The following is a 23,465-nucleotide window of genomic DNA, read 5'->3' as shown; positions in this document are numbered from 1 at the left end:
GTCGCATCGCCCGCCGCAGCGCTCTGGGGAGGAGCGTCAGCCGGTCATTTCTTCGAGTTCCTTGCCCTTGGTCTCCTGGATGAAGGAGCGGACCAGGAAGATGCTGATCACGGCCGCGACCGTGTACAGGGCGTAGGTGCCGACCAGGCCGATCCCTTCGGCCATGCCGGGGAAGCTCTGGACGACCAGATAGTTGGCGCCCCACTGGGCCAGGCCGCAGATCGCCAGCGCCGAGCCGCGCATCTGGTTCGGGAACATCTCGCCCAGCATGACCCACATCACCGGGCCCCAGCTGAAGTTGAAGAAGATCACGTACAGATTGGCGGCGACGAGGGCGGTCAGACCGGCGGTGGCGCCGAGGGTCAGATTGCCCGCAGAATCCGCGCCCGCGCCGCTGAAGGCCCAGGTCATGGCGCCGAGGGTGACGGCCATGCCGACCGAGCCGATCAGCAGCAACGGCTTGCGGCCGATCTTGTCGATGACGGCCAGGGCCAGCAGCACCGCGCCGATGGAGACGGCGCCGGAGAGGATGTTGCGCTCCAGCGCGACCTCTTCCGACACCCCGGCCAGACGCCACAGGGTCTCGCCGTAGTAGAAGATGATGTTGATGCCGACGAACTGCTGGAAGGTCGCCAGAACCAGACCCGCCCAGACGATCGGACGGAAGACGGCCTTGCCGGTGACGTCCTTGAAGCTCGGGCGATGATCCTTGCTGAAGCTGGCGCGGATTTCACCGACCTTGCGCTCGGCCGCCTCGGCGCCGAACAGCTTGGTCAGCACGGCGCGCGCCGCGTCATCCTTGCCCTTCATGACCAGATAGCGCGGGCTTTCCGGGATCAGGAACAGGGCCAGCAGGAAGACGGCGGCCGGCGCGGCCTGGGCCAGATACATCCAGCGCCAGGCGGTCGTTCCGGCGATCTCGCCCAGGCTGCTGCCCGCGTTCTGCGCGAGGAAGTAGTTGACCAGGAAGGCGGCGGTCAGGCCGCTGATGATCATCACCTGCTGCACCGTGCTCATCCGCCCGCGGATCTTCGCCGGGGCGACTTCCGAGATGTAGAGCGGCGACAGCACGCTGGCCGCGCCCACGGCCATGCCGCCCGCGAAACGCGCGGCGACGAAGACGGCGTGCACGTCCGTCACGCCCTGGATCAGGGCGCCGAACAGGAACAGCAGGGCCGAGATGATCATCACCGTGCGGCGGCCGATCAGGTCCGCCAGCCGCCCCGCGAAGAAGGCGCCGACGGCGCAACCGATCAGCAGCGACCCGACCGTGAAGCCCAGCCCGTTGGCGTCCAGGTTGAACTGCGCCTGCAGCCCCGCCTGGGTGCCGTTCACGGCCCCCGAGTCGTAGCCGAACAGAAGCCCGCCGATCGTGGCGACGGCCACGATGGCGATGATGAAGCCGATGTTGACGCGGTCGTCGCCCGCGATGTCAGGGCCTGAGCCCCCCGTCGGTCCTGCCATTCTCAATCCTCCCAGAGGGCTCTATCGGCCCGTTCAGATCACCGTCGGCCTATCGCCAGCCGGCGTCCACGAAATACTCATGTCCCGTGATGAAGCGGGCGTCGTCCGAGGCCAGGAACATCGCCAGCGCGGCCACGTCGCGCGGTTCGATCCGGCCCTTCAGGCATTGCGCCGCGACGATCTCCGCCTCCCCTTCGGGCGTGTACCATTTCATCTGGCGCGGGGTCTTCACATTGCCCGGCACGATGCAGGCGACCCGCACGCCGTCGACGCCGAGTTCGCGCGCCAGCGCCCGCGTCATCCCCTCGATCCCGGCCTTGGCGGTTTCGTAGAGCGACAGCTCGGGCAGGCCCAGATGCCAGCTGATCGAGCCGAGGTTCAGGATCACCCCCTGCCCCGCCGCACGCATGGCCGGAGCCACCGACTGGGTGGCGAAATAGAGGTGCCGCAGGTTCACCGCGATCCGGTCTTCCCAATAGGCGGGCGTGACCTCGGCCAGGGCGTGACGGTCGTCGTTGGCGGCGTTGTTGACCAGGACCTCGACCGGGCCGTGGGTCGCGGCGATCTCGGCCAGGCAGACCTGCAGCGCCTCGACGTCGGTCAGGTTGCACTCGTGGAAGACCGGCGCCGGCGACAGGTCGGCCAGCGACGCTTCCAGCGCCTTCGAGTCGGCCACGGCGATGTCCAGGAACACCACCCGCGCGCCCTGCCGGGCGAACCCCTCGGTCAGGGCCGCCCCGATGCCGGAGCCCCCACCGGTGACCACCACCAGCCGGTCCTTCAGCGACGGATAGATCGCTGCACTCATACGCTCGCCCCCAGCAGGCCGCGCTGCGCGAGGTTGCGCATCAGGGCCGATACTCCAAACACCCACGGCGGCGCCTTGTCCGACGTGGTCACGATGTTCTCCAGCACCCCCAGCTTCGGCGACGACACGCGCACGCGATCCCCGACCTTGTGGGTGAACCCCTGCCCCGGCGCGCCGCGATCATCGACCGGCGCGAACATGGTGCCGAGATACAGGGCGAAGCCGTCCGGATACTGGTGGTTGGCGCCCGCCGCCTGCCGCACCAGCTCCTCCGGATCGCGGCTGATCAGGGCCATGTTGCTGGTCCCGTCCATGACGAAGCCGTCGGCGCCGACGACCTCCAGCCGCACCTCGGCGTTGCGCACGTCGTCCATGCCGAATGCGCCGTCGAACAGGCGGATGAAGGGGCCGATGGCCGCCGAGGCGTTGTTGTCCTTGGCCTTGCCCAGCAGCAGGGCCGAGCGGCCCTCGATGTCGCGCAGGTTGACGTCATTGCCCAACGCCGCGCCGACGGTGCGACCGGTCGGATCGCAGACCAGCACCACCTCGGGCTCGGGATTGTTCCAGGCCGAGTCGGGACGCACCCCGACCTCGGCGCCCCAGCCGACCGACGACAGGATCGGGGCCTTGGTGAAGATTTCCACGTCCGGGCCGATCGCCACTTCCAGATACTGCGACCACATGCCGTCGGCGATCAGGGCGGCCTTCAGCGCCTGCGCCTGCTCGGAACCTGGCTTCACCGCCCGCAGGTCGCCGCCGATGCGGCGGGCCAGATCGGCGCGGATGCCTTCGGCGGCGGCGGAATCGCCCCGCGCCCGCTCCTCGATCACCCGCTCCATGGCCGAGACGGCGAAGGTCACGCCCGAGGCCTTGATGCATTGCAGATCGACCGGCGACAGCAGCTCGACCTCGCCGTCGCTCCAGGCGGTGCGGAAGGTCATGTCGGCGATGGACCCCAGATCCACGCCTTCGACCGAGGCCGCGTCAGGACGCGCCAGCAGGTCGGCCATGGTCGGGGCGGTCAGGCTGACGTCGATCAAACGCCCATTGCGGACCAGCACGGGAGACGGCCCGTCCCCGGTCTGCACACGCCCCGCCAGCACCGCTTCGGGCCAATCGGCCGGAAGGTGATCCAGTATCCGCAACGCTTCCCCCTCGCGCCCCATACGTGCGGGACGTCAGATGTTAGCGCTAACATCATTGAACCGGAGGCGACCTGTCAAGCATGCCGTCGCGGATCAGGCGGCGGGCGCGGCCGAGGAGTCCCGGATGATCAGGGTGTGGCGGATCAGGTGCTGGGCGCCGGTCTCGCCTTCGGCCTCCGCCGCGACGCCCTCGTCGAGCAGACGGACGGCCATCTCGGCCATTTCGGCGACCGGCTGGCGAATCGTCGTCAGGGCCGGCCAGATCTCCTGCGCCACCGGCGTGTCGTCGAAGCCGACCACGGTCAGGTCGCGCGGCACGTCCAGCCCGCGCCGGTGCGCCGCCGCGATGGCGGCCGCGGCCATGTCGTCGTTCGAGGCGAAAATGGCCGTCGGCGGCCGGTCCGCGGCCAGCAGCCGCTCCGCCGCGTCAAACCCGGAGCGGTAGGTGAAGGCCCCCGCCTCGATCAGCGACTCGACCGGCTCGGCGAAGGCGGCGACCTCGGTTTCGAAGCCGATCAGCCGCTCGGCGCTGGCCGTCTGGTTGTCGGCCCCCTTGATGAAGCCGATCCGGCGGTGGCCCAGGTCCAGCAGATAGCGGGTCATCTCCGCCGCGGCGGCCAGGTCGTCGATCCGGATCGCCGGCGCGGCCGAGCGGAAGCGGCCCGGGGCCACGGCGACCGCCGCCAGCCCCTTCGCCTTCACCGCCGCCAGCGCAGCCCAGCTCTCGCCGTGCGGCGGCGGCAGGACCACGCCCGTCACCCCGCCATCGGCCAGCCGCGCCACGGCGGCGCGCTCGCTGTCGCCGTCAGCCTCGCATTTTTCCAGCAGCAGCTGCGCCCCGACCTGATGCGCGCCTTCCAGCGCGCCCAGCAGGAACTGGCTCAGATAGCCCGCGCTGGGGTTGGAATAGAGCATCCCCAGTCGTCCCGCCCCGGCCCGGGCCAGGTTGCGGGCGGCGGCATTGGGCCGGTAGCCCAGTTCCTCGATGGCGGCCTGCACGACCTCGCGGGTCTTGTCGCGGACGCCCGGCGCGCGATTCATCACCCGGGACACGGTCATGGGCGACACGCCCGCAAGGCGCGCCACGTCGTCGATCTTGACCGCCTTGTTCAAATCCCTGCCCCGTCGGCTGCTTCGTCCGAGCCTAGAACCATGCGCCCGCGCCTGCCAGTGGCGCGAGGATGGTGCGAGCGGCGGGACTCGAACCCGCATAGCCGAAGCCGAGGGATTTTAAGTCCCCTGCGTCTACCAATTTCGCCACGCTCGCCGGGCCCGGACGTCGTCTAGCAGGGCGCGTCGATCCGGGCCAAGCGGCGTCGGATCAGTAGGAGCCCGCGCTGGACATCATCGCCGCGCCGAACAGGAACACCCAGCCGATGCAGCCGAGCAGGCCCACGCCCGAGCAGATCGAGCCGGCGATCGCCAGCCCCTTGCCGCCGGGCTTGCCCAGGGCGACCAGCCCCAGCACCAGCCCGATCGGCGCGAGGATCCACGACACCATGCCGATCACCGGGATCCACACGAACAGGACCGACAGGATGCCCAGCACCAGTGACGCAATGGCCAGGCCGTTGGTCGGGTTCGCCGGGACCATGCCCGCCTGATAGTCGTTGTCGCTCATCAATACCCCCGCAGGTTCCGTATGGATTCGCGCCAGCGTGGCACGCCTGCGGCAAAGCTCAAAGCGACCTCAGTGGGCGGCGGCGCCCGCCGGACGCATGGCCCGGAAGTCCACGTCCGAATCGGCGATCAGGTAGACCAGCGCGGCCCAGGCGGCGACGTTCTGGCTCAATTGCGCCGGATCGATCTTGTCCAGGGTGTCGTCGGCGGTGTGGTGCAGGTCGAAGTAGCGGGTGCCGTCCTGGCTGAGGCCGAACACCGGCACGCCGGCGGCGGCCAGCGGCCCGATGTCGGCGCCGCCGTGCAGCTCCGGGTCCGGCGAGGGCAGGACGCCGATCGGATACAGCACCCGGTTGGCGATGCGGGCGAAGTCCGAGTTCTGGGCGCCCGGCGGCAGGCCCAGCGCATAGACCCGGTCGGCGCCGAAGTCGCTCTCGCCGGCGATGATGTGCTGCTCCACCGCCGCGCCGATGCCGCGCAGATAGGCGCCGCCGCCGTTGCCGGTGTCCGTCGGCTGCGCGACTTCTTCCGAACCGTACAGGACCACGCGGATCGTGCGGGCCGGGCGGCGGCCGCTCTCGGCGATCGCCTTGGCCGCGGCCAGGGTGATCGCCCCGCCCGCGCCGTCGTCGATGGCGCCGGTGCCGAGGTCCCAGCTGTCCATGTGCGAGCCCAGCACGATCACCTCGTTCGGGCGCGACGCCCCGGTGATCTCGCCGACCACGTTCTGGGACACCGTCTCATAGGTGTGTGCGGTCGAGGACAGGCGCAGGCGCACCGTCTCGCCGCTCGCGATCAGGCGCGACAGCTGGCTGGCGTCCGGCGCGGACAGGGCGAAGCCCGGCAGGGGCACGCGGCCCTCGACATAGCGGGTGGTGCCGGTGTGCGGCATCCGATGCTCGTCCGACCCGACCGAGCGCATGATGAAGGCCACCGCGCCCTTCGACGCCGCCGCCGCGGGACCGGCGCCCCGGATGCGGGTCAGGGGGCCATAGCCGGCGCCGTCCTGCATGCGCACCATCTGGCCGGCGTCGACATAGGCGATCTTGCCCGCCAGCGACCCGGCCGGGGCGGCGTTCAATTCCTCAAGGCTGGTGAAGCGGACGACCTCGGCCTCGATCACGCCGTTGGTGCCCGGCGAATGGCCGAGGGCGGCGACGACCAGACGCTGCGGGTTCGCGCCGACGATGGAGGCGCTCTCCTCGCCACGCTCCCAGCCGACCAGCGGGAAGGTCTCGATACGGACGTTCTGGAAGCCGTGCTCGCGCATGTACTGCGCGGCCCACTCGGCGGCGGCCTGCTCCGACGGCGAGCCCGCCGGGCGGGCGCCGAAGCGGGTCGTCAGCTGGGTGACGTAGTCCAGCGCAATGTTCTGCTCGAGCGCGCCGTCACGGATCCGCTCGGCCCGCTGGATGGTCGCCGCGTCCTGGGCGAAGGCCGGAGCGGCGAGGCTCAACGCGAGCGCGCTGGCGGCGAGAAGACGGGCGGACAGGCGCATGACGGCTCCGGAGGGACTCAACAGTGGAGCCGGACCCTAGACCCACATCTCCCAAGCGGAAAGGACGTCAGGCCACAGTTGGGCAGGAGCCGAAACGCAACCCGATAACCAGAACCAGCGCACCGATCACGAAGAGGCCGGACACAGCAATCGACACGCCGGACGCCCGTTTCGAGCCGCCAGATCGCTCAAGCTGGAACGCCGCTCCACCGGCGAGCAACGCCGTCGCGGCGATCAGACTGGCGAAGGCCCAGGCAAACTCGGGCAGCCAATGATCGGGAAGCCGGGCGCATCGCGCCATATCCCAATCAAACCCGTCGTCGATCCCCCAGAGGGACAAACCCAACAGGATGGCTGCTGCAAAAATCAGAAAAGCGCCGAGCGTCAGGATCGAACGACGGCGCTTCAAGGCTTAGGCCTCGCCCTTGACCCAGACCTCGACCGGGCCCTGCAGCTTGACGGTCAGCGCCTTGCCGCGGCGGTCGACGCGGTTGCCGACGGCCAGGCGAACCCAGCCTTCCGAGATGCAGTATTCCTCGACGTTGGTCTTTTCCTCGCCCTTGAAGCGGACGCCGATGCCCAGCGCCAGGATGTCAGCGTTGTGGAATTTGCTGTCGGGATCGACGGACAGGCGGTCGGGAAGGTCGGTCATTGAAGGGCTCTTCGGCAAATCAGCCGCCGCCTTTAGCCGTTCCGCCGCCCGGCTCCAAGCTCTTGACCTGACCCGAGGTCAATCGGCTAGGTTCGTTTCAAATCAATACGGACCTGTCCCGTGCCCGATTCTGCGACCGACCTCGTCATCCGCGACTTCACCGCCCCGGCCGCCGACGGCTATCCGCTGTCGATGCGGCTGGTCTCAGCGCCCGAGCCGACGACGGCCGTTCTGGTCAGCTCCGGCACCGGTTTTCCCAAGGGATTCTACGACCGTTTCGCCCGATACCTGGCGAGCAAGGGCGCGGCCGTCCTGACCTATGACTTCCGGGGCATCGCCGGATCGCGGCCCGACGACCTGGCGGCCATGCGAATGGATTATGTCGACTGGGGCCGGCTCGACATGCCCGCGGCGCTGGACGCCCTGATCGAGGCGGCGCCCGGCCTGCCGGTCGTCCATGTCGGGCACAGCGTCGGCGGCCACTTCCTCGGCTTCATGCCCAACCAGGACCGGATCGCGAAGCACGCCTTCGTCTCGGTCGGCAGCGGCTACTGGGGACGGCACCACCGGTCCTACAATCCGCTGGAGCTGTTCTTCTGGTTCGGCTTCGGCCCGCTCAGCCTCGCCCGCCACGGCTATATCAAGGGCGGGGGCCTGTGGGCGGGGACCGACCTGCCGCGCGGCGTGTGGGAGACCTGGCGACGCTGGTGCCTGAAGGAGCCCTACTTCCTCGAGGAACTGAAGGACGGGCTGCGACCGCATCATTTCGACGCCGTCACCGCCCCGATCCACTCGTGGATCTTCACCGACGACCCGATCGCCACCCCGGTGACCGGCCCCATCCTGATGCAGATCTATCCCAACGCCCCGCGCGACATGACGGTCCACACCCCCGCCGACTTCGGGCTGAAGCGCATCGGTCACGAGGGCGCGTTCCGCAGGGGGATGGAGCCGCTCTGGGACCGGATGGCGGACTGGCTGTTCGAACCCGCGTGACGCCCCGCCCGACCTCGTGCTAGTCGCGGGCTGCACCGTTCTGGGGGGAACCATCGAATGCGTATCGCCGGCCTGCTTCTCGTCGCCGCCCTGGGTCTGACCGCCTGTCAGGAAAAGGCCGCCGCGCCGCAACCCGCCAGCCTCGCCGACGGCGACGAGTGCTTCGCGTCGCGCGACTGGAACTGCGCCGCCGCCAACTACAACGGCTACCTGAAGGCCTACCCCAACGACCCGATGGTCAACGCCAAGCTGGGGATCGCCCGCACCCGCGCGGGCCACCACCGCGAGGCCGTGCCCTTCTACAGGCGCGCCGAGGAACTGGGCGTGGTCACCTACGACATGTACGCCGGCTACGCGATCAGCCTGGAGGCCACCGGCGATCTGGACGGCGCGATCCGCGCCAACCGCAAGTCGCTGGAACTGGTGCCCAGCCTGGTCGACGTGCGCGGAGCCCTGGCCGCCCAACTGGTCCGCAAGGGCCAGCCGCGCGAAGCCGTGGCCCTGCTGGAGGAATTCGACAACGGCCTGAAGCGTCAGGGCGACCAGCCCTACTTCCCGGCCCAGATCGCTTCCATCAAGGAAGCCGCCGAGCTGAACTGATCTGCGCCGCGCCGGTCCTTGAACCGGCGCGACCACGGCCTAGGTAAGCGCCTCCCCTTCTCCGGAGCCTTCCCATGACCGATCAGCCCGCCATCACCGTCGACGGCCACACGATTCCGTTGCTGGGCTTCGGCACCTGGATGCTGGAGCCCGAGGACGCCCGCCGCATGGTCGCCGAGGCCCTGCGCATCGGCTACCGCCACATCGACACCGCCTGGATCTACAAGAACGAGGCCGCCGTCGGCGACGGCATCCGCGACGCCATCGCCGCGGGTCATGTGAAGCGCGAGGACATCTGGCTGACCACCAAGATCTGGGTCGCCCACTTCCACCGCGCCGACCTTCTGAAGCAGGCAAAGGAATCGGCCGAAGCGCTGGGCTTCACCCCCGACCTGCTGCTCCTGCACTGGCCCAAGACGGAACCGGCCTTCGAGGAAACCCTCGAGGCCCTCAATGAGGCGCTGGATCAGGGCTTCACCCGCAGCATCGGCCTGTCGAACTTCCCCTCGGCCGAGTGGGAGCGCGCCCAGTCGCTGTCGAAGGCGAAGCTGGTCACCAACCAGGTCGAGTATCATCCCTACCTCAAGCTGACGAAGCTGCTGGCCGCCGCGAAGGCGCTCGGCTCGTCCGTCACCGCCTGGTCGCCGCTGGCCCAGGGCAATGTCGCCACCGACCCGACCCTGATCGAAATCGGCGAGAAGCACGGCAAGTCGGCCGGTCAGGTCACCCTGCGCTGGCTGATCCAGCAGGGTGTCATCGCCATCCCGCGCACGACCAAGGTCAGCCGCGCCGCGGAAAGCTTCGCCATCTTCGACTTCGAGCTGACGCCCGAGGAGATGGACCGCATCCACGCCCTCGCCCGTCCCGACGGCCGCCTCGGCGACTGGCTCGACAAGGCCTTCCGGTGGGACGAAGAATGGGCCTGAGCCCCCGCGCCTGAGCGGCGCCCCGCCGGAGAGACGGAATGCATGGACCGCGCACAGCCCTGATCTGGCGCGCGGTCTTCGCCCTCCTCGGCTGGGCGATCCTGATCCTGCAATACGCGCTCATGCTGGCCACGCCGGGACAGGGCGTGTTCGCCCTGACGCTGAACTTCTTCAGCTACTTCACCATCCTGACCAATGTGCTGGTGGCGCTGGCCATGACCCTTCCGGTCGCGGCCGGCGGCCGCCCCCTCGGGCGCTGGACCGCATCCGAAGGCGTCCGCGCGTCCGTCACCATGTACGCCGTGGTGGTGGGCCTGGTGTACCACTTCCTCCTGCACGCCACCTGGAACCCGCAGGGCTGGCTGTTCGTCGCGAACGTCGGCCTGCACTATCTGATGCCGACGGCCATGCTGCTGGACTGGCTGATGTTCACGCCGAAGGGCCGTCTGCGCTGGACCGATCCGGCGAAATGGCTGGCCTTCCCGCTGATCTACGGCGGCTGGACCGTGATCCACGGCCTCGCCGCCGACTGGTGGCCCTACTGGTTCATCGACGTGTCCGGGCGGGGCTGGATCAAGGCCGGCGCCGCCTTCGCGGGCCTGCTGGTCTTCTTCCTGATCATCGGCCTCGGCGTCGTGGCGATCGACCGCACGCTGGGACGGCGTGACAGGAGCGCCGCGTCCGCCTAAGCCTCCGCCATGGCCTACAAATCGCTGCGCGACTTCATCGACATCCTCGAAGCCGAGGGCGAACTGGTACGGGTGACCGAGCCGGTCTCCACCCATCTGGAAATGACCGAGATCCAGACCCGCCTTCTCCGGAACGGCGGTCCGGCCGTGATCTTCGAGAAGCCGGTGATGCCCGACGGCACGATCAGCCCCATCCCCTGCCTGGCCAACCTGTTCGGCACGGTGAAGCGGGTCGCCATGGGCGTGACGCTGGAGAAGAAGCAACGCACCACCGCCGCCGAACTGCGCGAGGTCGGCGAGCTACTGGCCTTCCTGCGCAATCCGACCCCGCCGCGCGGGTTCGGCGACGCCATGGAGATGCTGCCGCTGGCCCAGACCGTCATGGCCATGCGCCCGAAGACGGTGAAGAACGCCCCGGTGCAGCAGGTGGTGCTCAAGGGCGACCAGATCGACCTGACCTCGCTCCCAATCCAGGGCTGCTGGCCCGGCGAGCCCGCGCCGCTGATCACCTGGGGTCTGGTGGTCACCAAGGGCCCCTCCGACGCGCGCGAGGATGACTTCAACCTCGGCATCTACCGCATGCAGGTGCTGGGCAAGGACAAGGCGATCATGCGCTGGCTGGCCCACCGCGGCGGCGCCCAGCACTACGCCCGCCACAAGAAGACCGGCTCGCGCGAGCCCCTGCCCGCCGCCATCGTGCTCGGCGCCGACCCGGGCACCATCCTCGCCGCCGTCACGCCGGTGCCGGACACCCTGTCGGAGTACCAGTTCGCCGGCCTGCTGCGCGGCGCCAAGGCCGAGCTGGTTCCGTGCAAGACCGTGCCGCTGATGGTCCCGGCCCAGGCCGAGATCGTGCTGGAAGGCCACGTCCTGCTGGACGAGCACCACCCGGAGGGACCCTACGGCGACCACACCGGCTACTACAACTCGGTCGAGACCTTCCCGGTCTTCCAGGTGACGGCGATCACCATGCGGAAGGACCCGATCTATCTGACCACCTTCACCGGCCGTCCGCCGGACGAGCCCTCGGTGCTGGGCGAGGCGCTGAACGAGGTCTTCATCCCCCTGCTGCGCCAGCAGTTCCCCGAGATCACCGACTTCTGGCTGCCGCCCGAGGGCTGCAGCTATCGCATCGCCGTGGTGTCGATGAAGAAGGCCTACCCCGGCCACGCCAAGCGCGTGATGCTGGGCGTGTGGAGCTATCTGCGCCAGTTCATGTACACCAAGTGGGTGATCGTCGTGGACGACGACATCAACGCCCGCGACTGGAAGGACGTCATGTGGGCCATCTCGACCAAGATGGACCCGGCCCGTGACATCACCCTGATCGAGAACACCCCCATCGACTATCTGGACTTCGCCAGTCCCGAGAGCGGCCTGGGCTCCAAGATCGGTCTGGACGCCACGGACAAGTGGGAGCCCGAGACGAAGCGCGAGTGGGGCGAGGAAATCCGCATGGAGACCGAGGTGGTCGACCGGGTCTCGGAAATGTGGGACCGCCTCGGCCTGCCCGGTGACGGAACGCCGATCTGGAAATAGAGCCACCGGAAGCTGTGTTCGCGGCGCCGCGATTCCGTGTGCAACGCAACACTTGCGTCAGAAATATGCTTCACAAATGACGGCCCTGTAATCTAACGTCCGCACTTCTCTTTTCCGGAGCCCCCTAAATGCGCGCCATCGTCGCCGTTCTCGCCCTCGCCACCGCCATGCCGGTGATCAGCATCCCGACCATCTCCGACGCCCAGGTCCTGACCGGCCGCGGCGCCTCGCGCGGCGCCTCGCGTCCGCGCCGCGCCCAGCCGCCGCGCCTGAGCCCGGCCGAGCAGCAGCAGCTGTGGGACGCCCAGGACACCGTCGCCGACCTGAACGCCCAGATCGAAGCCATCCGCGACCAGGGCGCCGCCGCCGGTGGTCTCTCGGCCGCCCAGCGCGCCGAAATCGCCAGCCACTCGGCCCGTCGTGACGAGGCCCAGGCCACCGTCGACCGTCTGGTCGCCAAGCGCGGCGCCTGACGCCCCACGCCTGACCCGGCTTTCGACGGCCGGCGTCGCCCCTGCTCCGGGGACGACGTCGGCCGTCGGCAATTCCGGCCCTGCCCCGGGGTGACGCGCCGCCCCGTACAGCCTAGGTTCGCCCGGCAAGGGCGGGGATCATGAGCGCGTTCGAATTCTTCTTCAGCTTCTACGGGCTGCTTCTGGGCCTGTCGGTCGCCGAACTGGTCGGCGGCTTCGCCCGCGTCCTGCATGAGAAGGAGCGGGTCCGGTTCGGCTGGCTGACGCCCCTGCTGGCCGCCTTCGTGGCCCTCGACGTCGCGACCTTCTGGAACCAGGCCTGGGTCATCTTCCGCGGCGCGCCGTTCAACCACGCCCTGCTGATCGCCGGCCTGGTCATCGCCGCCACCTTCTACGTCGCCGCCAGCGTCACCTTCCCGCGCGTTTCGGCCGAGGGCGCCGATGAGCGCATCGACCTGACCGACCATTTCTGGCGCTACCGGCGGCTGGTCTTCGGCTGCATCATGACCGCCAACCTGATCGTCGGCCTGCTCTTCATCACCCTGATGAGCGTCAACGACGGGTTCGCGGCCCTGTCGACCGTCCGCCTGTGGGTCGGTTTCGGCATCTTCTTCATCGGCACCGCGACAGCGGCCTTCGCGCCCGGGCGGCCCGTGGTCGTCGGCGCCCTGCTGACGGTCCTGGCCTACAGCCTGTGGGTGGTGGTCATGGCCGCGATCGGGCTGATCTCGCGCGGCGCCTGGGGCCCGGCCACCGGCCTGTACTAGGCCCGCCGCCCCGCCCGAAGGGACCGCTTGCCGGGGCCGCGCATTTGGTCGAGGAAGGGCGCCATGCGCACGCCCCTTCTGATCGCCGCCGCCCTTCTGTTCGCGAGTCCCGTCATGAGCCAGTCCGTCTCCAACACCGCCCCGTGGGACCAGCCCTTCCTGCCGCCCGCGCCGGAGTGGAACGGCGCCAGCCGCGACCTGCTGCGCCCGGCCTCCGACCCGTGGGCCACGGCCTTCGAAGCCGACGCCGAGCATGACTTCAGCCCCAACTACGTCGACACCCGCGCCTGGTTCGACCGTCTGGACGCCGCCAGCGACCTGATCCGCATCGAGCAGTTCGGCGTCTCGCCGGAAGGCCGTCCGATCTACGCGGTCATCGCGTCCAAGGACGGCGCGACCTTCGATCCGTCCAAGCCCGTGCTGCTGGCCCAGGCGGGGATCCACCCGGGCGAGATCGACGGCAAGGACGCGGGCATGATGCTGCTGCGTGACATCGCCTTCTACGGCAAGGACGACCTGCTGGACCGGGTCAACCTGATCCTGATCCCCATCCTGTCGGTCGACGGGCACGAGCGCGCCTCCGCCTACAGCCGTCCGAACCAGCGCGGACCGCGCATCCAGGGCTGGCGCAACACGGCGACCAACCAGAACCTGAACCGCGACTACCTCAAGCTGGACCAGCCCGAGATGCGGGCGGTGCGCGGCCTGATCGTGAAGTACCGGCCCGACCTGTACGTCGACATCCACGTCACCGACGGCATGGATTACCAGTACGACGTCACCTACGGCTACAACGGCGAGGACGGGGTCTATTCCCGCTCCCCCGCCACGGCCGCCTGGCTGGACAGCGCCTTCAAGCCCGCGATGAACGCCGCCCTCGAAGGCCGCGGCCACATCCCCGGCGAACTGGTCTTCGGCGTCGATGACGAGAACCCGCGCGCAGGCCTGTCGGACGGCGGCCTGGGCGAGCGTTTCTCGAACGGCTGGGGCTCGGCGGCGCACGTCCCCACCATCCTGATCGAGAACCACAGCCTCAAGCCGCACGAGCAGCGCGTGCTGGGCACCTACGTCTTCCTCGAGCGGGCGATGACCCTGCTGGCCGAACAGGGCGCCGGCCTGCGCGCCGCCGTCGCGGCCGACAGCGCCCTTCGGCCCGCCGAGATCCCGGCCAATTTCCAGTCGGACGCCCAGCCGATCTCGACCCGCGCCTTCAAGGGCATCACCTACGAGACGTACGACAGCCCCGCCTCGGGCCGTCGCGAGATCCGCTGGCTGGGCCAGCCGGACCCCGAGGTCTGGCAGATGCCCTTCTATTCCTCTCACCCGACCCTGACGCTGCGTCGTCCCGAGGCCTACTGGGTGCCGTCCTACCGCACCGACATCATCGAGCGCCTGCGCATCCACGGCGTGGCGATGGAGACGCTGGACGCGCCGCGCACCGTTCCGGTCGAAATGCTGCGCCTCGACGATCCCCGGCTCGCGACCCGGGCCAACGAAGGCCACGTCCAGATCACCGTCACCCGGGTCACGCCGCAACAGCGCGACTGGACCTTCCCGACCGGCTCGGTCCGCGTGCCGACCGACCAGCCGCTGGGCGACATCGTCGTCCTGCTGCTGGAGCCACAATCGTCGGAGAGCTTCTTCGCCTGGGGCCTGTTCCCCGAGGTGCTCAGCCGGGTGGAGTACATCGAAGGCTACGCCATCGCCCCGCTGGCCGAGCGCATGCTGGCCGCCGATCCGGCCCTGAAGGCCGAGTTCGAGGCCAAGCTGGCGGCCGAGCCCGCCTTCGCCGCCGACGGCGACGCGCGGCTGCAGTGGTTCTACGAGCGCACGCCGTTCTATGATGACCGCTACCGCCTCTATCCGGTGGCGCGCGAGAACTAGGGGGAACCAATGAGCATCGAACAGGCGCTGGCCTTTCACACCGAGGCGTTCCGGGCCGTGGCCCTGTGGACGGGGCTGTCCCTCCTGTTCGTGCTCTTTCTCTCGATGCGGATCAGCGCGGGTCGGCGCCGGCACAAGGTCTCGGTCGGCGACGGCGGTCATGCCGAGCTGACCACCTCCACCCGCGCCTTCGGCAATGCGATCGAATACATCCCGCTGGCGCTCGTCGCCCTCGCCGTGGTCGCGGTCTTCTACAGCGCCGCGATCGTCCACCTGCTGGGCGGCGCCTTCTTCCTCGGCCGCGTCCTGCACGCCTGGGGCATGGGACAGGAGAAGCAGCCCGCCGTCGGCCGGATGCTGGGCATGATCCTGACCTACCTCACCTTCATCGGCTCCGCGGGCCTGCTGATCTTCGCCGCGGTCTTCTGAGGGCGGTTGCGCCCGGACGGAGGCCCGGCCATATCGGGGCATGACCTCCCCGCGTGACGCCGCCGCCTCCGACATCCTGCCCGATCTGATCGCCGCCGCGCTGAAGGCCGGCGCGGACGCCGCCGAGGCGGTGACGTCCGAGCGGGCTTCCCTGTCCATCGGCGTGCGCAACGGCGCCCTGGAAGACGTCGAGCGCGAAGAGAGCCGCGACCTTGGCCTGCGCGTCTTCATCGGCAAGCGTCAGGCGACCGTCTCGGCCTCCGACCTGTCGGACAAGACCCGCGCCCGTCTGGTCGAACGCGCCGTGGCCATGGCCCGTCTGGCGCCGGAAGACCCCTGGGCCGGCCTCGCGCCGCAAGACCGTCTGGCGAAGGGCCCCTTCCCCGATCTGGACCTCTACGATCCGACCGAGCGCAGCGCCGCCGAGCTGGAAGCCGCCGCCGCGGCCGCTGAAGCCGCCGCCCTCGCCGTCGACGGCGTCGCCCGTTCCGAAGGCGGCCACGCCGCCGCCTCGTCCAGCCGCTGGCGTCTGGTCACCTCCCACGGCTTCGACGGCGCCTATCAGGGCTCGGCCTTCTCGCTGGGCGTCGGCGTCATCGCCGAGAAGGACGGGGCCATGGAACGCGGCGGCGAGCACCGCGCCGTCCGCCACCTGTCCGACCTGCCCTCCGCCGAAGCCATCGGCGCCTTCGCCGGCAAGCGGGCGGTCGAACGCACCGGCCCGCGCAAGATCGCCTCGACCACCGCCCCCGTCATCTTCGAGAACCGGGTCGCGACCCAGGTCCTGTCGCCCCTGCTGGGCGCGATCTCCGGCGCATCCATCGCCCGCGGCACCTCCTTCCTGAAGGACCGGCTGAACCAGCCCGTCCTGCCCCGGGGTGTGAACCTGATCGACGATCCCTTCCGCGTCCGGGGTCTGGGCTCGACCCCGTTCGACGACGAAGGCGTCGCGGTCTGGAAGCAATCCATCATCGAGGACGGCGTCCTGACCACCTGGCTGCTGAACAGCGCCAGCGCCGCCCAGCTGGGCCTGGCCTCGACCGGCCACGCCTCGCGTGGGCTAGCGGGACCGCCCGGCGTCTCGACCCACAACCTGCATCTGGAGCCGGGCGAGCAGGACCTCGACGGCCTGATGGGCGCCGCCGGGACCGGCCTGCTGATCACCTCCATGTTCGGCCCCTCGCTGAACGGCAACACCGGCGACTGGTCCGCCGGGGTGTCGGGCTTCTGGTTCGAGAACGGGGAACGCGCCTACCCGGTCAGCGAAGTCACCGTCGCCGGCAATCTGAAGGACCTGTGGGCCCGTCTGGTGCCCGGCTCCGACCTCGAGTTCCGGGGCGGCTTCAACAGCCCGTCCCTCCTGTTCGACGCGGTGGCCATCGCGGGCAAATGACGGACCTCGCGGACGATCTCGAACTCATCCGCGACGCGGTCCTCGCCGCCGGCGAACTGGCCCTGTCCGAGCGCGAGCGGGGTCTGAAGATCTGGTCCAAGTCCGGCGGCTCGCCCGTCACCTCGGCGGATCTGGCCGTCGACACGCTTCTGCGCGCCCGCCTGCTCGACGCCCGCCCGGACTACGGCTGGCTGTCCGAAGAGACCGCCGACACCACCGACCGCCTGACGAAGCGGCGCATCTTCGTGGTCGATCCGATCGACGGCACCGTGGCCTATATGAAGGACAAGCCGTGGTGGTGCATTCCCGTCGCCGTGGTCGAGGACGGCCGCCCGGTCGCCGCCGTCATCCACGCGCCGATGCTGAACGAGACCTTCACCGCCACCCTCGGCGGCGGCGCGACCCTGAACGGGCGGGCGATCAGCGCGTCGGACACCACCGATCTGGATGACGCCTCGGTTCTGGCCGACGCCCGGCTGATGGAGGGGCCGCACTGGCCCGAGCCCTGGCCGCCCATGCGCTACGAGAAACGCAACGCCCTGGCCTACCGGATGGCGCTGGTGGCCGCCGGCGCCTTCGACGCCGCCATCGCCCTGACGCCGAAATGGGACTGGGACGTCTGCGCCGGCGCCCTGATCGCCGAGGAAGCGGGCGCCAGGGTGAGCGACCACCACGGCCGCGCATGGCGCTTCAATCAGCCTGATCCGCGACAAACCAGCCTGATCTGCGCCGCTCCGGGCCTCCACCCGTTGATCCTGCGGCGCACAGGGCCTATTCCGCTCGCGCCCCGCTGATCCGTCTCGCTTTCAGGTGATCGCAACCTGCCCGTGGGACGGTGACATCCCTGACCGCCCTCCCCCCGGGAATAGAACATGACCACCCAGACCGATCCGGCCCAGCTTCTTCACATCGTCATCGGCGGCGAACTGCGCCACCTGGACGCCCCCGTCTTCCGTGACCTGAGCCAGATCGAGTTCGTCGGCGCCTACCCGAGCTACGAAGAAGCCCGCAAGGCGTGGAAGGCCCGCGCCCAGGCGACGGTCGACAACGCGCACATGCGTTACTTCATCCTGCACGCCCACCGCCTGATCGACCCGCGCGGCGACGCGGCGGAACACTGATCCCCGGAACGAACCGGACCGCTCGGGCGCTTCCTGTGAAGCCACGGCCGTAAGGAGGGCCCGAGCATGACCACCATTCTCATCGTCCTCGCCCTGGGGGCGCTCGGCGTCGCCATCGTCGTCTGGGCCACGCGCCGCAAGCCCGGTCAGACGACCAGCAATGCGCCCCGGGAGTCCGACACCGCCTGGAACGATCCCGTCAGCCCCGCCGGTCAAGCCGCCAACGCAGAGACCCCACGCCCATGACCCTGTTCGGCCGCACCCTCGGCGGCGAGGAAATCGCCTCGCTGATCTTCATGCTGGTGGCGCTGGCCACCTGGATCATGATCGCGCGCCGGGACCGGAGCGAGACGCGCTGGTTCCGCAAATGGGAAGCCGACCGCAAGGCGCGGCGCGACGCCGAACTGGCGCTCGAAAATCCGGACAAGGCCCCGCCGCCCTCCTCGGACGGCCCGCGCGGCCCCTGGGGCTGAGGCCTACTCCCGCTTCAGCAGCTTTTCGGTCAGCAGGGTGCCCCACCACTGCGCCTTGAACTCGGCCCGGATCGCCTTGGGGTCATAGGCCGGGCTGTCGACCCACTCCAGGAAGCTGACGCCCGTCGGCTCGACCTCCTTCAGGTATTTCTCCAGCGTGTAGTCCAGCACCCCGGTCAGGCCCTCGCGGTGGTGCAGGTATTTCTTGTCGAGCTGCTTGATCGCCTCGCTCATCGGCTCGCCCAGATGGAAGTGGCGATAGAAGACCGCCATCATCCCCGCCCGGTCCGCGCCGGACTTGCAGTGGATCAGCACCGGATATTCGATCGTCTCGAACAGCCGCCTCGCCCGGTGGATGCGATCGGTCTGTGGCGGATCGCGGCTGTCCAGCGGCGCGTCGATCAGGGTCAGGCCCAGCCGCTCGCAGGCGTCCTTCTCCAGCGCATAATAGGCCTCGTCCCGCACGCCGCGCAGGTTGATGACCGTCCTGATCCCCTGCGACTTCCAGTAGGCCAGCTGCCGCGGCGAGGGCTGGTTGGTCCGCACGAGGTCCGGCCCCAGCCAGTGGGCGTTCATGAACCAGCGGCGCAGGAAGGCGTGGTCCTTCCAGACATAGTCCCACTTCGCCTTGAACCGGCCGCGGGGGGTGGAGAGGTCGTAGCTCGACATGGATGCGGAGATAGAGGCTCCGCGGCCCGGCGTCATCCCAAAGGCTGTCGCAGCCTACATTGTGGCCATCGGCCGGGTGACCGGCGCGGCGTAGTAGGCCACCACCAGCAGGACGCCGAAGGCCACGATCAGTCCCGCAGCCACGACGATCAGCCCCCTGATCAGCCGGGCCCCGGCTCCGCCTCGTCTCGTCATTCTCCCCGCTCCCACGGCTTCGGCGACGTCGCGGGCGTCCAGCAGGGCTCCAGCGTGTCCAGAAGGGTCCGCACCGCCGCGGGCACGCCGTCCGCCAGCACCCAGCCCTGATAGGTCGTGGTGGTGTAGGTGCCGGTCATCTTCACCCTGATCTGGGCTGGATGCAGGATGATCTCCCGCTCGTTCATCGGCTGAAGCGGATAGTGGATGTCCGGCCGCCAGTTGGTCACCCGCACCGAGTCCATGGCGAAGATGCCCTGCGGACAGGCGTCGACATCGGCTTCCAGCCACTGCAGGCCGGTCTGCCCGTCCATCAGCGGCCTCATCTCCTGCACGGTCCGGGCGTTGCGCAGCCGGGACAGGAACATCAGCCCCCGGTCGAACTGGCCTTCGCCGGGCGGACCGACCCGCAGCGTGCGCGCGGTGTAGCCACATTCAATGCGGCCCGACGTCTCGCCCGCCCGGCAGCGGTAGGCGATGGCCAGGCTGTAGGCGGGGATATAGTCGTCCCGGAGGCTCGCCGAGACCTCCAGAACCACCTGATCGTCAGAGCTGGGCCGGACGTCGCCGACGAAGATCCGCGCGGGATCGAAGACCCAGCCCAGCGCGACCTGGCCCGGGTCCTCCGACGCCCCGCCCACACCACGGGTGGCGCATCCGGCGGTCATGGCCACACAGGCGAGCGCGACGCTGATCAGTCCCCGTTTCATACGGCGACGCTATTCGCCCCACCGGTGTCCGGCAATGGCGAGCGCGATCACGCCATCCCCGCTTGACTTCCCGCCCCCGTCGTCCGACCTCGGACCGATGACGACGCCCGCCCCCGCGCCTGACGAGAAAGAGCCGCTGCGCCCGCTGCTGGCGCGGATCTGGCGCGACTACCTGTCCCACCACCGTACGCCGCTGTTCCTGTCGATCCTGTGCGCCGCCGTGGTGGGCATCATGGCCGCCACCGTGCTGCAACTGCTGGAGCCGGCCATCGACGGCCTGTTCCTGGGCAAGCCGGTGACCATCTGGCGGGTCATCACCATCGCCCCCGAACATGCGCTGGTCGGCGTTCCGGCGATCATCATCGGCGCGGGCCTGATCTGGACCGTCGCGGCCCTCGGGCAGGCGGCGCTGGTCAACCGGCTGGGCCACGGCATCGTCGGTGATATCCAGGTCAAGCTGTTCGGCTCGATGATCCGCGCCGACCTGGCCCGCCTGCGCAGCCAGCACTCCGGCGGCTTCGTCGCCTCCGTCCTGTTCGACGCCAACCTGGTGCGCGAGGCCTTCACCAACGGGGTCGTCAACTACACCCAGCACGGCCTGACCCTGATCGCGGTCATCAGCTACATGGCCTGGACCGACTGGAAACTGACCCTGATCGTGCTTCTGGGCGCGCCCCTGATCGCCCTTGTCCTGCGGCGCTTCGGCAAGCGGATGCGCAAGGCGACGACGGGCGCCATGGTCGAGACCGGCAACCTCTCCACCGCCCTGATGGAAAACCTCGACGGCGTCCGCCTGATCAAGATCGAGAACCGCGAGGCGGCCGAGGAGGCCCGCGTCGGCGAGGTCGTCGCCCGTCGCCAGCGGCACGTCATCAAGTCCGCCGACTCCCGGGCCTTCGCCGGTCCCTTCTCCAACCTCGTCGCCATGATCGTGGTCGCCGCCGTCATGGCCTATGCGGGCTGGCAGGCGCGCAATGGCCAGATGACTGTCGGCGCCTTCGCCGCCTACATCGGCCTGCTGATGTCCGCGGGCCAGTCGCTGCGTCAGGTCACCAACCTGCAGACCGTGATGACCGAGGGCCTGACCGCCGCCCGTCGTCTGTTCGGCTCGCTCGACATCCAGCCGGAAATCCGCGAGGCGCCGGACGCCGCCGACCTGACCGCCGGGCCGGTCACCGTAGCGCTGGACCACGTCAGCTTCGCCTACGCCCCGGCGGCCGAGGGCGGCGCCCCGACCCTGTCCGACGTCTCCCTGACCGTGAAGCCGGGCGAGACCATCGCCCTCGTCGGCCCGTCCGGCGGCGGCAAGTCGACCATCCTCAGCCTGCTGCCCCGCTTCTATGACGTCACCGCCGGCGCCGTGACGATCAACGGTCGCGACATCCGCGAGCTGAAGCTGCACGACCTGCGCAGCCGCATCGCCCTGGTCACGCAGGAGCCCTTCCTGTTCGACGACACCATCGCCGCCAACATCGCCTACGGCCGCCCCGGCGCCTCGCAGGCCGAGATCGAGGCCGCCGCCGCCAGCGCCGCCGCCCACGACTTCATCTCCGCCCTGCCCGAGGGCTACGCCACCCGCGCCGGCGAAGCGGGCCTTCGCCTGTCCGGCGGCCAGCGCCAGCGCATCGCCATCGCGCGCGCGCTTTATCGCAATACTCCCGTTCTGGTGTTGGACGAGGCAACCTCGGCGTTGGATTCCGCCACCGAGCGTGAGATCACCCAGACGCTGCAGAACATCTATGGCCAGAAGACGATCATCGTCATCGCCCATCGCCTCAATACCGTGAAACAAGCCGACCGTATTTACCTGATGCAGGATGGTGTGGTCGAAAGCAGCGGCACCTATGAAGAACTGGCGCAGAGCAGTGTCCTGTTCCGCCGTATTGGCGCACTCGGCTGATGTCATGACGCAAACGCCCAGACCTCGTCCCGGTCTCGAGAAGATTGCGCCCTATATCCCTGGCGTCAGCCAGGCGCCGGGTGTGGCGCGGGTGTTCAAGCTGTCGTCCAATGAATCGCCCCTTGGCGCAAGTCCGGCTGCGATCGCCGCGATGCGTGAGGCGTCGTCATCTCTGCATCTTTATCCCGATGGCGGCAGCACGGCGCTGCGTCATGCGCTGGCGCGCCGCCATGGCCTGGAGCCGGAACGCATCCTGTGTGGCTGCGGCTCCAATGAACTTATCGGGCTGGTGGCGCAGGCCTATCTCGATACCGGCGACGAAGCGGTGATTCCGCGCTATGGCTTTTCCGAGTTCGAGATTGTCACCCGCGGCAATGGCGGCGTGCCGGTGATGGCGCCGGAAACAGGCTTCACCGCCGATGTCGAAGCTATACTGGCGGCTGTCGGTCCGCGCACGCGCATCGTCTTTCTCGCCAATCCGAACAATCCTACCGGCACGTTTATCACTGGCGCGGAAGTCCGGCGCCTGCATGTCGGCCTGCCGTCGCATGTGATCCTGTTGCTGGATGAAGCCTATGCCGAATATGCCGAAGCGCCATGGGAAAGCGGGCTGGACATGGCGCGGGGTGCGCAGAATATTGTGGTAACGCGCACGTTTTCCAAGATATTCGGTCTGGCGGCCGCCCGCGTGGGATGGGGTTATCTGCCGGCCGATATGGCGGAAGCTGTGAACCGCATCCGATATCCCTTCAACGTCTCCGCGGCGGCCCAATCTGCGGCGCTGGCGGCGATGGCCGACGAAGATTTTTTGCAGGCGGCCCGCGCCTACAATGAACACTGGCGGCTGTGGCTGGCGCGGGAACTGGCTGCTTCGGGCCTGACAACGAGCCCCAGCGCCGGAAATTTCCTGCTGGCGCATTTGCCGCGCGGCCTGGACGCGACCGATGTTTATCAGGGACTTCTGGCGCGCGGCGTGATCGTGCGGCCGCTGGCGGGCTATGGCCTGCCCAGCGCCTTGCGTATTAGTGTCGGTACCGAGGAAGGCAACCACGCGCTGGTGAGCGCTTTCCGTGAGGTGTTGAAAGCATGAACGCAACGCGCGCGAGCGGCATGAAAGACGTGTTGCGGCCGTTGGTGCGCGGCTTGCGCCACTGGCCTGAGCGGTATCTGGGAGAGGTGGGATATCTGACGCGGATATGGCACCGCCTGCAGGTACGGCTGGGGCAGGGCGCGCGCATTCGTGCCCGTCGCGCCTTAGCGGCGCGCCAGAAGCCATCGGCGCTCGCACTGGAAATCGCCGTGACGCTGGAACGGCAAGGCTACTATCTCACCAGCCTCTCGAAGCTGGGCGCGGATGCGGCTGTCCTGGATTATTGTCGTGCCTTGGGCGCGCCCGTGATGGATAAGACGGCAGCGGAAGTCGCGACCATGCGGCCCGGAAAATCCAAGAGATACTGGCTGGACCTGTTTGCGGACAAGGAAAGCCGTCCCAATCCCATCCTGGATTTTGTCAC

Annotated in this window: 28 protein-coding genes and 1 tRNA gene; 17 read left to right on the top strand and 12 right to left on the bottom strand. The window is 69.0% G+C overall.

Annotated elements, in window-relative coordinates:
* Positions 1 to 36 precede the first annotated feature (36 nt).
* The 9 genes from VGE03_RS00710 to VGE03_RS00670 form a co-directional block, all read right to left on the bottom strand.
* Positions 37 to 1,464, bottom strand: coding sequence for a sugar porter family MFS transporter (locus VGE03_RS00710; protein WP_331044545.1), 1,428 nt, complete (start codon positions 1,462 to 1,464; stop codon positions 37 to 39).
* A 49-nt stretch (positions 1,465 to 1,513) separates the two neighbouring features.
* A complete protein-coding gene (locus tag VGE03_RS00705; RefSeq protein ID WP_331044544.1) occupies positions 1,514 to 2,272 on the bottom strand; it encodes an SDR family oxidoreductase in 759 nt (252 codons plus the stop codon).
* The gene (locus tag VGE03_RS00700; RefSeq protein ID WP_414644864.1) at positions 2,269 to 3,438 is read right to left on the bottom strand and encodes a fumarylacetoacetate hydrolase family protein; all 1,170 of its coding nucleotides are present in this window, start codon (positions 3,436 to 3,438) and stop codon (positions 2,269 to 2,271) included. The genes VGE03_RS00705 and VGE03_RS00700 overlap by 4 nt, the downstream gene beginning before the upstream one ends.
* Before the next feature lie 72 nt (positions 3,439 to 3,510).
* Positions 3,511 to 4,530 (bottom strand): LacI family DNA-binding transcriptional regulator, encoded by a 1,020-nt coding sequence (locus VGE03_RS00695; protein WP_331044542.1) that lies wholly within the window; start codon positions 4,528 to 4,530, stop codon positions 3,511 to 3,513.
* A 69-nt stretch (positions 4,531 to 4,599) separates the two neighbouring features.
* A tRNA-Leu gene (locus VGE03_RS00690) sits at positions 4,600 to 4,684 on the bottom strand.
* A 54-nt stretch (positions 4,685 to 4,738) separates the two neighbouring features.
* Positions 4,739 to 5,038: a DUF4190 domain-containing protein gene (locus VGE03_RS00685; protein ID WP_331044541.1), complete on the bottom strand. Its 300-nt coding sequence runs from the start codon at positions 5,036 to 5,038 to the stop codon at positions 4,739 to 4,741.
* 69 nt (positions 5,039 to 5,107) lie between these two features.
* A complete protein-coding gene (locus VGE03_RS00680; protein ID WP_331044540.1) occupies positions 5,108 to 6,535 on the bottom strand; it encodes a M20/M25/M40 family metallo-hydrolase in 1,428 nt (475 codons plus the stop codon).
* Positions 6,536 to 6,602: 67 nt separating this feature from the next.
* Positions 6,603 to 6,944 carry a hypothetical protein gene (locus tag VGE03_RS00675; protein ID WP_331044539.1) on the bottom strand — a complete coding sequence of 114 codons (342 nt, stop codon included), beginning with the start codon at positions 6,942 to 6,944 and terminating at the stop codon, positions 6,603 to 6,605.
* Positions 6,945 to 6,947: 3 nt separating this feature from the next.
* Complete coding sequence (locus VGE03_RS00670; RefSeq protein WP_331044538.1) at positions 6,948 to 7,187, bottom strand: DUF3297 family protein; 240 nt, start codon at positions 7,185 to 7,187, stop codon at positions 6,948 to 6,950.
* Positions 7,188 to 7,307: 120 nt separating this feature from the next.
* Between VGE03_RS00670 and VGE03_RS00665 the strand changes: the two genes are divergently transcribed.
* The 14 genes from VGE03_RS00665 (at position 7,308) to VGE03_RS00600 (ending at position 18,477) form a co-directional block, all read left to right on the top strand.
* Positions 7,308 to 8,183 carry a serine aminopeptidase domain-containing protein gene (locus VGE03_RS00665; protein WP_331044537.1) on the top strand — a complete coding sequence of 292 codons (876 nt, stop codon included), beginning with the start codon at positions 7,308 to 7,310 and terminating at the stop codon, positions 8,181 to 8,183.
* 57 nt (positions 8,184 to 8,240) lie between these two features.
* On the top strand, positions 8,241 to 8,783 hold the full coding sequence (locus VGE03_RS00660) for a hypothetical protein (RefSeq protein ID WP_331044536.1): 543 nt from the start codon (positions 8,241 to 8,243) through the stop codon (positions 8,781 to 8,783).
* Between the two features lie 74 nt (positions 8,784 to 8,857).
* Entirely contained in the window at positions 8,858 to 9,709 is an 852-nt protein-coding gene (locus VGE03_RS00655; protein ID WP_331044535.1) for an aldo/keto reductase, read from the top strand.
* Positions 9,710 to 9,747: 38 nt separating this feature from the next.
* A complete protein-coding gene (locus VGE03_RS00650) occupies positions 9,748 to 10,398 on the top strand; it encodes a Pr6Pr family membrane protein (protein ID WP_331044534.1) in 651 nt (216 codons plus the stop codon).
* A gap of 9 nt (positions 10,399 to 10,407) precedes the next feature.
* The gene (locus VGE03_RS00645; protein WP_331044533.1) at positions 10,408 to 11,937 is read left to right on the top strand and encodes a UbiD family decarboxylase; all 1,530 of its coding nucleotides are present in this window, start codon (positions 10,408 to 10,410) and stop codon (positions 11,935 to 11,937) included.
* 128 nt (positions 11,938 to 12,065) lie between these two features.
* A complete protein-coding gene (locus VGE03_RS00640) occupies positions 12,066 to 12,410 on the top strand; it encodes a hypothetical protein (RefSeq protein WP_331044532.1) in 345 nt (114 codons plus the stop codon).
* Between the two features lie 140 nt (positions 12,411 to 12,550).
* Positions 12,551 to 13,177, top strand: coding sequence for a hypothetical protein (locus tag VGE03_RS00635; RefSeq protein ID WP_331044531.1), 627 nt, complete (start codon positions 12,551 to 12,553; stop codon positions 13,175 to 13,177).
* A 63-nt stretch (positions 13,178 to 13,240) separates the two neighbouring features.
* Positions 13,241 to 15,061 carry a M14 family metallopeptidase gene (locus VGE03_RS00630; RefSeq protein ID WP_331044530.1) on the top strand — a complete coding sequence of 607 codons (1,821 nt, stop codon included), beginning with the start codon at positions 13,241 to 13,243 and terminating at the stop codon, positions 15,059 to 15,061.
* 9 nt (positions 15,062 to 15,070) lie between these two features.
* Positions 15,071 to 15,490, top strand: a complete 420-nt coding sequence (locus VGE03_RS00625; RefSeq protein WP_331044529.1) for an MAPEG family protein — start codon at positions 15,071 to 15,073, stop codon at positions 15,488 to 15,490.
* A gap of 40 nt (positions 15,491 to 15,530) precedes the next feature.
* Entirely contained in the window at positions 15,531 to 16,883 is a 1,353-nt protein-coding gene (locus tag VGE03_RS00620) for a TldD/PmbA family protein (protein WP_331044528.1), read from the top strand.
* The gene (locus tag VGE03_RS00615; protein WP_331044527.1) at positions 16,880 to 17,677 is read left to right on the top strand and encodes a 3'(2'),5'-bisphosphate nucleotidase CysQ; all 798 of its coding nucleotides are present in this window, start codon (positions 16,880 to 16,882) and stop codon (positions 17,675 to 17,677) included. The genes VGE03_RS00620 and VGE03_RS00615 overlap by 4 nt, the downstream gene beginning before the upstream one ends.
* A 78-nt stretch (positions 17,678 to 17,755) precedes the next feature.
* Positions 17,756 to 18,004, top strand: coding sequence for a DUF4170 domain-containing protein (locus VGE03_RS00610; protein WP_331044526.1), 249 nt, complete (start codon positions 17,756 to 17,758; stop codon positions 18,002 to 18,004).
* A 66-nt stretch (positions 18,005 to 18,070) separates the two neighbouring features.
* The gene (locus tag VGE03_RS00605; RefSeq protein ID WP_331044525.1) at positions 18,071 to 18,250 is read left to right on the top strand and encodes a hypothetical protein; all 180 of its coding nucleotides are present in this window, start codon (positions 18,071 to 18,073) and stop codon (positions 18,248 to 18,250) included.
* A complete protein-coding gene (locus VGE03_RS00600; protein WP_331044524.1) occupies positions 18,247 to 18,477 on the top strand; it encodes a hypothetical protein in 231 nt (76 codons plus the stop codon). The genes VGE03_RS00605 and VGE03_RS00600 overlap by 4 nt, the downstream gene beginning before the upstream one ends.
* Positions 18,478 to 18,480: 3 nt before the next feature.
* Here VGE03_RS00600 and VGE03_RS00595 read toward each other — a convergent pair whose 3' ends face one another.
* The 3 genes from VGE03_RS00595 to VGE03_RS00585 are packed head-to-tail and all read right to left on the bottom strand — an operon-like array spanning position 18,481 to position 20,051.
* Positions 18,481 to 19,146: a fused DSP-PTPase phosphatase/NAD kinase-like protein gene (locus VGE03_RS00595; protein WP_331044523.1), complete on the bottom strand. Its 666-nt coding sequence runs from the start codon at positions 19,144 to 19,146 to the stop codon at positions 18,481 to 18,483.
* A gap of 54 nt (positions 19,147 to 19,200) precedes the next feature.
* On the bottom strand, positions 19,201 to 19,341 hold the full coding sequence (locus tag VGE03_RS00590) for a hypothetical protein (protein WP_331044522.1): 141 nt from the start codon (positions 19,339 to 19,341) through the stop codon (positions 19,201 to 19,203).
* The gene (locus tag VGE03_RS00585; protein ID WP_331044521.1) at positions 19,338 to 20,051 is read right to left on the bottom strand and encodes a hypothetical protein; all 714 of its coding nucleotides are present in this window, start codon (positions 20,049 to 20,051) and stop codon (positions 19,338 to 19,340) included. The genes VGE03_RS00590 and VGE03_RS00585 overlap by 4 nt, the downstream gene beginning before the upstream one ends.
* Before the next feature lie 97 nt (positions 20,052 to 20,148).
* On the opposite strand from VGE03_RS00585, the gene VGE03_RS00580 reads away from it, so the two are divergent.
* From VGE03_RS00580 to VGE03_RS00570, 3 genes are all read left to right on the top strand, one after another.
* Positions 20,149 to 21,951 (top strand): ABC transporter ATP-binding protein, encoded by a 1,803-nt coding sequence (locus VGE03_RS00580; RefSeq protein WP_331044520.1) that lies wholly within the window; start codon positions 20,149 to 20,151, stop codon positions 21,949 to 21,951.
* 4 nt (positions 21,952 to 21,955) lie between these two features.
* The gene (hisC, locus tag VGE03_RS00575; protein WP_331044519.1) at positions 21,956 to 23,041 is read left to right on the top strand and encodes a histidinol-phosphate transaminase; all 1,086 of its coding nucleotides are present in this window, start codon (positions 21,956 to 21,958) and stop codon (positions 23,039 to 23,041) included.
* Positions 23,042 to 23,061: 20 nt separating this feature from the next.
* A partial coding sequence (locus VGE03_RS00570; RefSeq protein ID WP_331044518.1) for a hypothetical protein occupies positions 23,062 to 23,465 on the top strand: 404 nt, incomplete at its 3' end.

The sequence above is a fragment of the Brevundimonas sp. genome (assembly GCF_036400995.1).
Lineage (GTDB): Bacteria > Pseudomonadota > Alphaproteobacteria > Caulobacterales > Caulobacteraceae > Brevundimonas.
The sequence above is the reverse complement of the archived record's forward strand: the minus strand, read 5'-3'. Positions and strand labels throughout refer to the sequence as shown.